At 71.3% G+C, this 9,172-nt stretch carries 11 protein-coding genes and 1 pseudogene; 7 read left to right on the top strand and 5 right to left on the bottom strand.

The window, feature by feature from the left end:
• On the top strand, nt 1-923 hold a 923-nt coding region (locus ABT367_RS29755; RefSeq protein ID WP_352256358.1), incomplete at its 5' end, for an aminotransferase class I/II-fold pyridoxal phosphate-dependent enzyme.
• 16 nt (nt 924-939) lie between these two features.
• Here the strand turns inward: ABT367_RS29755 and ABT367_RS29750 are convergent.
• A complete protein-coding gene (locus ABT367_RS29750; RefSeq protein WP_352256357.1) occupies nt 940-1,890 on the bottom strand; it encodes a DMT family transporter in 951 nt (316 codons plus the stop codon).
• 103 nt (nt 1,891-1,993) lie between these two features.
• Between ABT367_RS29750 and ABT367_RS29745 the strand changes: the two genes are divergently transcribed.
• The gene (locus ABT367_RS29745) at nt 1,994-2,899 is read left to right on the top strand and encodes a LysR family transcriptional regulator (RefSeq protein WP_352256356.1); all 906 of its coding nucleotides are present in this window, start codon (nt 1,994-1,996) and stop codon (nt 2,897-2,899) included.
• Between the two features lie 63 nt (nt 2,900-2,962).
• Here ABT367_RS29745 and ABT367_RS29740 read toward each other — a convergent pair whose 3' ends face one another.
• Nucleotides 2,963-3,433 carry a pyridoxamine 5'-phosphate oxidase family protein gene (locus ABT367_RS29740; protein ID WP_352256355.1) on the bottom strand — a complete coding sequence of 157 codons (471 nt, stop codon included), beginning with the start codon at nt 3,431-3,433 and terminating at the stop codon, nt 2,963-2,965.
• Nucleotides 3,434-3,605: 172 nt separating this feature from the next.
• Between ABT367_RS29740 and ABT367_RS29735 the strand changes: the two genes are divergently transcribed.
• Nucleotides 3,606-4,232, top strand: coding sequence for a cysteine hydrolase (locus ABT367_RS29735; RefSeq protein ID WP_352256354.1), 627 nt, complete (start codon nt 3,606-3,608; stop codon nt 4,230-4,232).
• 42 nt (nt 4,233-4,274) lie between these two features.
• A complete protein-coding gene (locus tag ABT367_RS29730) occupies nt 4,275-4,694 on the top strand; it encodes an MmcQ/YjbR family DNA-binding protein (protein WP_352256353.1) in 420 nt (139 codons plus the stop codon).
• Between the two features lie 101 nt (nt 4,695-4,795).
• Here ABT367_RS29730 and ABT367_RS29725 read toward each other — a convergent pair whose 3' ends face one another.
• The 3 genes and pseudogenes from ABT367_RS29725 to ABT367_RS29715 form a co-directional block, all read right to left on the bottom strand.
• The gene (locus ABT367_RS29725; protein WP_165330955.1) at nt 4,796-5,314 is read right to left on the bottom strand and encodes a Rieske (2Fe-2S) protein; all 519 of its coding nucleotides are present in this window, start codon (nt 5,312-5,314) and stop codon (nt 4,796-4,798) included.
• A gap of 494 nt (nt 5,315-5,808) precedes the next feature.
• Nucleotides 5,809-6,462 (bottom strand): annotated as a pseudogene (locus ABT367_RS29720) (HAD family hydrolase); the annotation flags it as partial.
• A gap of 147 nt (nt 6,463-6,609) precedes the next feature.
• Entirely contained in the window at nt 6,610-6,858 is a 249-nt protein-coding gene (locus ABT367_RS29715; RefSeq protein ID WP_352256352.1) for a hypothetical protein, read from the bottom strand.
• A 106-nt stretch (nt 6,859-6,964) separates the two neighbouring features.
• On the opposite strand from ABT367_RS29715, the gene ABT367_RS29710 reads away from it, so the two are divergent.
• From ABT367_RS29710 to fabG, 3 genes are all read left to right on the top strand, one after another.
• Nucleotides 6,965-7,852, top strand: coding sequence for a HipA family kinase (locus ABT367_RS29710; protein WP_352256351.1), 888 nt, complete (start codon nt 6,965-6,967; stop codon nt 7,850-7,852).
• The gene (locus ABT367_RS29705; RefSeq protein ID WP_352256350.1) at nt 7,849-8,223 is read left to right on the top strand and encodes a DUF3037 domain-containing protein; all 375 of its coding nucleotides are present in this window, start codon (nt 7,849-7,851) and stop codon (nt 8,221-8,223) included. Before ABT367_RS29710 ends, ABT367_RS29705 begins: the two co-directional genes overlap by 4 nt.
• A gap of 183 nt (nt 8,224-8,406) precedes the next feature.
• Entirely contained in the window at nt 8,407-9,168 is a 762-nt protein-coding gene (gene fabG, locus ABT367_RS29700) for a 3-oxoacyl-ACP reductase FabG (protein ID WP_352256349.1), read from the top strand.
• Nucleotides 9,169-9,172 lie beyond the last annotated feature (4 nt).

Raw genomic sequence — 9,172 nt, 5'->3', positions numbered from 1 at the left:
CCCGGGCCGCGTTCGACGCCGACAGGATTCCGGACGGGCCCGTCGCCGTCACCTCGGGCTCGCTCGACGCCATCGAGCGGATCCTGGCCGCGCACCTGCGGCCGGGCGACGCGGTCGCGGTGGAGGACCCGGGCTGGGGTGCGCTGCTCGACCTGATCCCGGCGCTCGGGCTGCGCGCCGTCGCCATCGCCGTGGACGACGAAGGGCCCGAGCCGGACGCGCTAGACCGGGCGTTGAGCGAAGGCGCCCGCGCCGTGATCGTCACGGACCGGGCGCAGAACCCGACGGGCGCCGCGGTGACCGCCTCGCGGGCGCGGGCGCTGCGGGCCGTCCTCAAGAAGCACCCTTCGGTGCTGTTGATCGAGGACGACCACGGGCACGGCATCGTCGACCTGCCTCTGCATCCCCTGGCCACCGGCAAGGGGAGTTGGGCGCTGGTGCGCTCCGTGGCCAAGGCGTACGGACCCGATCTGCGGCTCGCCGTCCTGACCGGCGACGCGGTCACCGTGGACCGGGTGCAGGGACGGCAGCGGCTCGGACCGGGCTGGGTGAGCCGGATCGTGCAGCGCGCGGTCGTCGAACTGTGGACCTCCGGTGCGGTGGTGCCCGCGGACGTCGCGCGTACCTATGCGCGACGCCGCGACGCCCTGATCGCCGCGCTGGGGCGGCGGGGCATCGCGGCGACGGGGCGCAGCGGGTTGAACGTGTGGGTGCCGGTCCCGGACGAGACCGGCGCTGTGTCCCGGCTGTTGCACGCCGGGTGGGCGGTGGCTCCCGGGGCGAGGTTCCGAATCGGGGCGGCGCCCGGGGTGCGGATCACGGTGTCCCCGCTGGCCGAGCCCGAGATCGAACCGCTGGCCGACGCCGTCGCGTATGCCGTGCTGGGCGGACGGGGCGGTGCGGGCCGAACTCTGGCGACCTAGGGGCCTGTCTTGTGGATCAGCCCTGACCCTTCGCTCGCGACTGGGTCAGGGCCGCGCCCGCCAGGACGACCGCCGCGCCCACCGGTGTCGACCACGACAGGGATTCGCCGAGCAGGGCGACGCCCGCGGCAGTGGCGATGACCGGGATGAAGTACGTGACCATCTGGGCCGTCGTGGGGCCGATCTCCGCCACGAGGCCGTACTGGAGCAGCACCGCGAGACCGGTTCCGAGGGCGCCGAGCGCGATGACGGCGAGCAGTGGCAGGAGCGGGAAGCCGGTCGGCATCGAGGTGAACAGCGGGGTGACGAAGGCCAGTTGCGCGGTGGCGAGCAGCAGCTGCGCACCCATGAGGGACAGATGGGACTCGGTGCGCCCCGCGAGTGTGCGCCGCACGTAGATCCAGCCGATCGGATAGCTCAGGGAAGCGGCGAGCGCCATGGCCGTGCCCGCCGCGTCGATGCCCTGGAAGCCCTGCCAGGCGCCAAGCACGGTCAGGACGCCGAGGAAGCCGAGACCCAGCCCCGCCACGCGCCGGCGGGTCGGCCGGTCCTCGGAGAGCGCGACCATCGACAGGGCCATGCCCCACAGTGGCGAGGTCGCGTTGCAGATGCCGGCGAGCGTCGACGGGATCGTGAGCTCCGAGTAGGCGAAGAGCGAGAACGGCAGAGCGTTGAGGAAGAACGCCGCCACCGTCAGATGCCCCCAGGTGCGCCACCCGCGCGGCAGCCCTTCGCGCCGCACCAGCATCGCCGCGGCGAGGACCAGGGTGCCGAACAGGAGCCGTCCGAACGTCACTTGGAAGGGTGCGTAGCCATGCGTACCCACCTTGATGAGCAGAAAGCTGAAGCCCCAGATCAAGGAGAGCACCGCGAAGCGGAGCCGCCAGTCCAGCGTGCGGCGAGGCGTGGACGCGGGCGCGGCGGTGAAGGTGCGGATACGGGTGCGGGAGGCGGAGACAGTGGCCATGACCCCTACGATCGTCCCGGCGATCTCGTAGCACAAGCGAGATTTATTACGAGGGATGACTTAGCATTGCTTACATGTCGACGGGCGAGCCAATGGAGCGGTCATGCTGAACCTCGAGCGTCTGCGCACCCTGGACGCGCTGGCCCGGCACGGCTCGGTGAGCGGGGCGGCCGCAGGGCTGCATGTCACGACGTCCGCGGTGTCGCAGCAACTCACCAAGCTGGAGCGTGAGATCGGCCAGCAGCTCATCGCCAAGAACGGGCGCGGTGTGCGCCTCACCGACGCAGGTGTGCTGCTCGCCGAGCATGCGGCGCGGATCATCTCGCAGGTCGAGTACGCGCAGTCGGACCTGGAGGCACATCGCGGCCAGGTGGTCGGCGAGCTGCGCATCGGTGCATTCCCGACCGCGGCCCGCGGTCTGTTCCCGCTCACCTTCCTCGCGCTGCGCAAGGCGCACCCCGGCCTGGTGCTGCGTTCGCAGGAGCTCGAACCGGCCGACGGCGTACGGGCAGTGGTGCGCGGCGATCTCGATGTGGCCGTCGTCCTCGACTGGTACAACAAGCCGCTCCCCATGCCCGAGGGCCTGGCCAAGGCCTCGCTGCTCGACGACCGGGCCGATGTGGTGCTGCCGGCGGGCCACCGGTACGCCGACCGCGCGGAGCTCGCCCTCGAAGAGCTCGCGGACGACGAGTGGATCTGCTGGCCGGAAGGCGCGTTCTGCCAGGACTGGCTGCTCTACACCCTGCGCTCCAAGGGCGTGGAACCGCGTATCGGGCACCAGGCGGAGGAGCACTCGACCCAACTGGCCCTGGTGGAAGCGGGGTTGGGCGTGTGCGTCACGCCGCGCCTGGGACGCGGGCAGGCGCCGGACGGAGTACGCGTGGTGCCGTTGCGTCAGAAGATCGCCCGCCATGTGTACGCGGTGTGGCGCACGGACGCCGACCGCCGGCCCTCGATCAGGGCGGCGGTCGACGCGCTGCGGGAGGCGGGGGAGACGGCGGAGGCGTGAAGCCGCGGCCGCTGCGGCCCCTGCGCGGCGAGGGTGTGCGCCGGCGTGCCGGGGGCGCGGCCCTCAGCGCAGTTCCGTCAGCTTCCTGAAGTCCCACGAGGCGATGGTGTCCGGTGTGAGCCGCACCCACGCATGCCGTCCGTCGTGCGGCATCTGGTCCATGCCGAAGTTCTTGCGCGCGAACTGCTTCTCGATCTCGTCGAGTTCGGCACACGGCTCCCCGACCCGGGGCTCCTCGCCGACGAACTCGACCGATCCGGCCAGCTCCACTCCGCGCAACTCGCCGTAGTCCTCGCCGGCGTCCACCACGACCGCGATGCGCCGGTCCGCGCGCAGATCGGCCCAGCGCTTGCTGCGGGTGATCGAGTACAGCCACAGGGAGCTGCCGTCCCAGGCGAACCACAGCGTGCTGGCGTGCGGTGCGCCGTCCGCCGAGACGGTGGCCACCCGGCAGGTGCGCTGTTCGGCGAGGAAGGCGTCCAGTTCCTCGCGCGTCATCATGATCCGCCGGCCCCTGCGTTGTGTGACGCTCATCCGTTGTCCCCTCCGTGCCTTCGGCTCCATGGTCCGTGCACAGAGGCATTCCTGACTCTGCGTCAGAAAATCATGGGGTGTCTTCCGCCGGTACGCAATGGGGGTTACCCTCGCGCCGACTTCACACGGTCCGCGCGCCGTGTGCCGGCCGACGCTGCGTCAGGAGGGCCAGATGGCCAGGGAAACGCTCGCCGAGCTGCTCGATCCCGCCACCACCGTACTGCTCACCAGCGAGTGCCAGCAGGGCGTCGTGGGCGAGGAGAGCGCCCTGCCCGAACTGGCCGAACAGGCCCGCTCCTCGGGCGCGCTCACCAACATTGCCCGACTCGTCGCCGCCGCCCACTACGCCTCGGTCCAGGTCATGCACGCGGTGGCCGAACGCCGCCCCGACGGGCGCGGATCGAACCACAACGCCCGGCTCTTCCACGCCGTTTCGCGTCTCCCCGTGCTGCAGATATCCGGCACCAAGGCGGTCCGGATCGCCCCTCCGATCGAGGTCGCCGAAGAGGATCTGGTCGTCCGACGGCTGCACGGCCTGTCACCGATGGCCGGCACGGACGTGGACGCGCTGCTGCGCAACCTCGGCTGCCGCACGCTGATCGTCACTGGGGTGTCGGCCAATGTCGCCATCCCCAACACCGTGTTCGACGCCGTCAACCTGGGCTATCGCGTGGTAGTGCCGGCGGACGCCATCGCGGGCGTGCCGGCGGACTACACCCCGCTGATGATCCGTAACACCCTCGCGCTGATCTCCTCGGTCACCACGACCGACGAGATCCTCGCCGCTTGGAAGGGCTAGTGCTGGTGGCCGCCGGCCGTGCGCGGTCGCTAGGGTCGAGTCATGTCCAGTCCCGGAGACGTGCCGCCGGAGATCCTGAACCGGCTGCGGTCGATCTGCCGGCACCTGCCCGAGTCGTACGAGGAGCCGGCCTGGATCGGCATGCGCTGGCGGATCCGTAAGCGGACGGTCGCCCATGTCTACACGCCGGACCCGGACCGCCACCCCCTCTACGCCCCGTATGCGACCGCGGACCAGGAACTCGTCGTGGTGACGTTCCGGGTGCCCGCCGACGATCTGCTCGGCCTGACCGCCGACGGATTCCCGTTCCTGCGCGCCGGCTGGGGCCACAACGTCGTCGCCGCCGTCCTCGGTGACCACACCGACTGGACCGAGCTCACCGAACTCATCACCGACAGCTACTGCGCGATGGCCCCGAAGTTCCTCGCCGCCCAGGTCGCCCTCCCGCCGCCGATCAGCTGACCGGCGGCGGGAGGCGGGCGGCGTGGCCCGGGCGGTCGCCGTGGCGTCCCCGAACGTGGCTCAGCCGAGCTTGATCGACGCCGTGGCGCGCGGCACGATTCTCAGCCGAGCTTGATCGAGTCGCCGTCCACCGTGATCTGCGCGGCGGGCAGAGGCTTCGGGGCCGGTCCGCCCTTCACGCTGCCGTCCTCGATGCTGAACTTGGAACCGTGGCAGACACAGTTGATGGTGCCGCCCGAGACATCCTTGACCCCGCAGCCGGCGTGGGTGCACTTCGAGGAGTACGCCTTGAAGTCGCCGGCCGACGGCTGCACGACCACCACGCCCTGGTCCTTGAAGACCGTGCCGCCGCCCTCCGGGATGTCCGCCGTCTTGGCGAGCTCCTCGCCGCCGCCCCCGCCGCCCTCGGTCGGCTGGTCGGAGGCCTCGCCCGCAGGCTCCTGTGCCTCGTCCGAACCGCCTCCGTCATCGGAACCTCCGCAGGCGGTGAGCGCGACGGCAAGGCCCGCGACACCCACCGCCGAGACGACGGTGCGCCGTGACGGGCACCCGCACCACTGCGTCCCCGCTTCCGGCTCCGCCGACTCGACGGGGTGCTGGGGCTGCTGCGTAACGGTCATCCTGATGACTCCCCTTGGCGGTCCTGCGCCGGTCGTCAGCGCATGGGCCGGAGCTCGGCCCGTATCGGAATCCTGTCCTCTCGTACGGCCGCAGTCGGGAAGTTGTTCAAACCGCACCGAAATCTTCGCCCGGCCGGGTGTCTGGCGGGCGAGCCGTCACGGGTTCAGCCCGAGGGCTCCTCGGGGACCGGATGCTCCGGGTGCGGGGTCCCCCGCGTAGGCGAACCACGGGGGCCGGTGCCGGACTCGTCCAGTTCGGGCAGATCGGCGGCGCCGGCGTCCTGGTCGTCCTCGCCACCTTCGGGGCCTTGTGCCGAGGAGCCGTCCTTCCGCGCGTCCCAAGGGTCGTCCCTCCGCGCCTGCTGGTCGGGCAGATCGCGGGGGAGCGCGCCCACCCGCTCACCGGGACCGTCGGGCAACTCACCGCCGGTGACGGGTCGTTCGGGTGCCTTGCCCGCCTCCGCCGTCTCCTTCCGTGTGTCGTCGTCCCGTACGGCCAAGGGGCTGGTGCCGAGGCGGGCGAGCAGTTCCGCGGTGTCCCGGTACACGGCGGTGGCACCCGCGCTCTCCAGGTCGCCGCGCGCGATCCCGCCCGACAGCAGCGCCACGCAAGGGATGCCGGCCCGTTGCGAGGCCTTGACGTCCCACACCGTGTCCCCGACGAAGACGGCCTGTTCGGCGGGCACGCCGGCCAGTTCGAGCGCCTTGTGCACCGGATCGGGGGCGGGCTTGCCCTCGTCGACATCGTCCGCCGAGGCCGCCCCCGCGATCACCTCGTCGGCGCCGATCGCGCGGCGCAGCGCACTGAGCTCCTCGCTGGCGGCCGAGGTGGCCAGGACGATGTGCCAGCCCTGCCCGGCGAGGGTGCGCAGCAGCTCGGCCGCGCCGTCGAAGGCGCGCAGACGGTCGAAGTACGCCCCGTAGAGCGCCTGGTGCGACGCGCTGAGCTCGTCCTTCGTGTCCTTGTCGGGGGCCTTCCCGGTCAGATGACCGATCAGATCGGCCGAGGAGAGGCCGATCGCCTGGTGCACGGCCGCCATGGGGATGTGGTGGCCGGACTGGCGCAGCGCCTCCCACCAGGCCGTCGTGTGCAGATAGTTGGTGTCGACGAGGGTGCCGTCCACGTCGAAGAGTGCCGCTCGCTTCATGGTGTGCTCACTTCTCACTGTCTGCGCAGGGTTTCGGAAGCCCGCGGCCGGCCGTCCCGGGTGCCGGTGTGCGGGGAGCGCCCCGGGGAAGGCGCGCCGTAACTTCGGGCTCGCGGCGGCGGGAGGGTGCCGGTCGGGGCGTGCGGGTCAGGAGCCGTCCTGCGAGTCCGCGCCGGATTCCTGGGCCTGTTTCTGCGCGCGCTGATTCGGCGTGAGGGTGTCGCCGGCCTCGCCTTCGCGCCCCCACTTGCGCCGGCCGCCCGAGGGAGAGCCCGTCTCGGCCTCCTCGAGTTCGGTCAGGGCCTGGTCGACGGCCGAGTCGCCGCGGGGAACGTTGGGCCGGCCGTGCCGATCGCCTTCGGTTTCGTCCGTTTTCTTGCTGTTTTCGTCGGTCATTCGCGCCGGGTACCCCGCGATGCGCCCGGAACGCCCCACATTCGTCGACCGGAGGCAGTGGGCACGCCTGTGATCGCCCGGTCCGGGCGCCGGATAGCTTGGGCGCATGCTCACGGAAGTCTCAGCGACCCGCTACGTCACCCCGCTGCGCGAAGGCGGATCGCTCCCCGGACTCGTCGAGGCCGACGATCTCGGTCTGTACGTCATGAAGTTCACCGGCGCGGGTCAGGGCCGCAAGACGCTCGTCGCCGAGGTGATCTGCGGCCGGCTCGCGGGCCGGCTCGGGCTGCGGATCCCCGGGCTCGCGCAGATCCGGCTCGACCCGGTGATCGGTCTGGGGGAGCCCGATCCGGAGGTCCAGGGGCTGCTCAAGTCGAGCGGTGGCCTCAACCTGGGCATGGAGTTCCTGTCGGGCGCCATCGGATTCGATCCGCTCGCCCACGAGGTGTCGGCCGAGGAGGCCGGGCGCGTGGTGTGGTTCGACGCCCTGATCAACAATGTCGACCGCTCCTGGCGCAACCCCAACATGCTCCTGTGGCGGGGCGACCTGTGGGTGATCGACCACGGAGCCTCGATGATCTGGCACCACAACTGGCGCGGCGCCCGGACCTCGGCCGCCAAGCCGTACGACGCTACGGACCATGCACTCGCACCCTTCGGACCGGACGTGGCGGCCGCCGCTTCCGTGCTCGCGCCCCAGGTCACCGAGGAGCTGCTGCTCGAGTGCGCCGCCGACGTACCGGATGCATGGCTGGCCGACGAGCCCGGCTTCGCCGACCCGGACGAGGTGCGACGCGCGTACGCGACCACGCTGCTCACCCGCGCGCAGGGGCTCGAGCAGCGCATCACGCTCGCCACGCAGACCGATCCGTCGACAGTGCGGGCCGATCCGACGAAAGCCCAGGACGACCGGTCGACAGTGCGGGCCGAGTCGACGAAGCCGAGCGGACGGGCGGGACAGTCCGCGCCGGCCGGGTGGAGGGAGTCGCGGTGAGCGAGCGGGATGTCTTCGAGTACGCGCTGGTGCGCGTGGTGCCGCGGATCGAGCGCGGCGAGCTGATCAATGCCGGGGTCGTGCTCTACTGCCGCGCCAAGTCGTACGTGGCGGCGCGCACCCACCTCGACGAGCACAGGCTGCGGGCCCTGGACTCCGAGGCCGATGTCGACGGGGTACGGGCCGCGCTGCGGGCGGTCGAAGGTGTCTGCGACGCCGCAGGTCAGGCCGCCGGGGACAATCCGGGACAGCGTTTTCGCTGGCTGATCGCGCCCCGTTCGACGGTGGTGCAGCCGGGGCCCGTGCACACCGGTCTGACCGCCGATCCCGAGGCCGAAGTGGAGCGATTGCTCGACCTTCTGGTGCGCTGAGCGGTGCGCTGAACCGGCGCGAGCGGATGTGATGTGAAGCCCTGGCACCCGATGGGCCGTTGACACCGGGTGCCAGGGCTTCTAGCGTCACGTCTGCTGAAGGTACTAAGCGGTCGCTCATTCAACCGCGCAGTCCACGGCACATCGCAGGAGCCGCACCCCCGAGGGCGAGGAGAACCCAGCATGTCCAGCACCGAGCAGCGCGTCGCCGTAGTCACCGGCGCCGCACGAGGCATTGGCGCGGCGACCGCCGTACGCCTGGCGGCCGAGGGCCGCGCTGTGGCCGTGATCGACCTCGACGAGGCGGCCTGCAAGGACACCGTCGAGGCCATCACCGCCGCCGGCGGCAAGGCCATCGCGGTCGGCTGCGACGTCGCCGACGAGGCGCAGGTCGAGGCCGCCGTCGCGCGGATCGCCGACGAGCTGGGCGCGCCCACGATCCTCGTCAACAACGCCGGTGTCCTGCGCGACAACCTCCTCTTCAAGATGAGCGCGCTCGACTGGGACACCGTCATGAACGTGCACCTGCGCGGTGCCTTCCTGATGACCAAGGCCTGCCAGAAGCACATGGTCGACGCGGGCTTCGGCCGCGTCGTGAACCTGTCGAGCTCGTCCGCGCTCGGCAACCGCGGCCAGGCCAACTACTCGGCCGCCAAGGCCGGTCTGCAGGGCTTCACCAAGACGCTCGCCAAGGAGCTCGGCAAGTTCGGCATCACCGCCAACGCCGTGGCCCCCGGCTTCATCGTCACCGAGATGACCAAGTCCACCGCCGAGCGCGTGGGCATGGGCTTCGAGGACTTCCAGAACGCGGCCGCCACGATGATCCCGGTGCAGCGCGTCGGCAACCCCGACGACATCGCCAACACCATCGCCTTCTTCACCGGCGAGGCGGCCGGATTCGTCTCGGGCCAGGTCCTGTACGTGGCCGGCGGACCGCTCGACTAGCGCT

Origin of the sequence: Streptomyces mesophilus (assembly GCF_040300965.1) — a bacterium.
Taxonomy (GTDB): domain Bacteria; phylum Actinomycetota; class Actinomycetes; order Streptomycetales; family Streptomycetaceae; genus Streptomyces; species Streptomyces mesophilus_A.
Note: the sequence above shows the minus strand (reverse complement) of the source record. Positions and strands in the feature narration are given on the sequence as shown.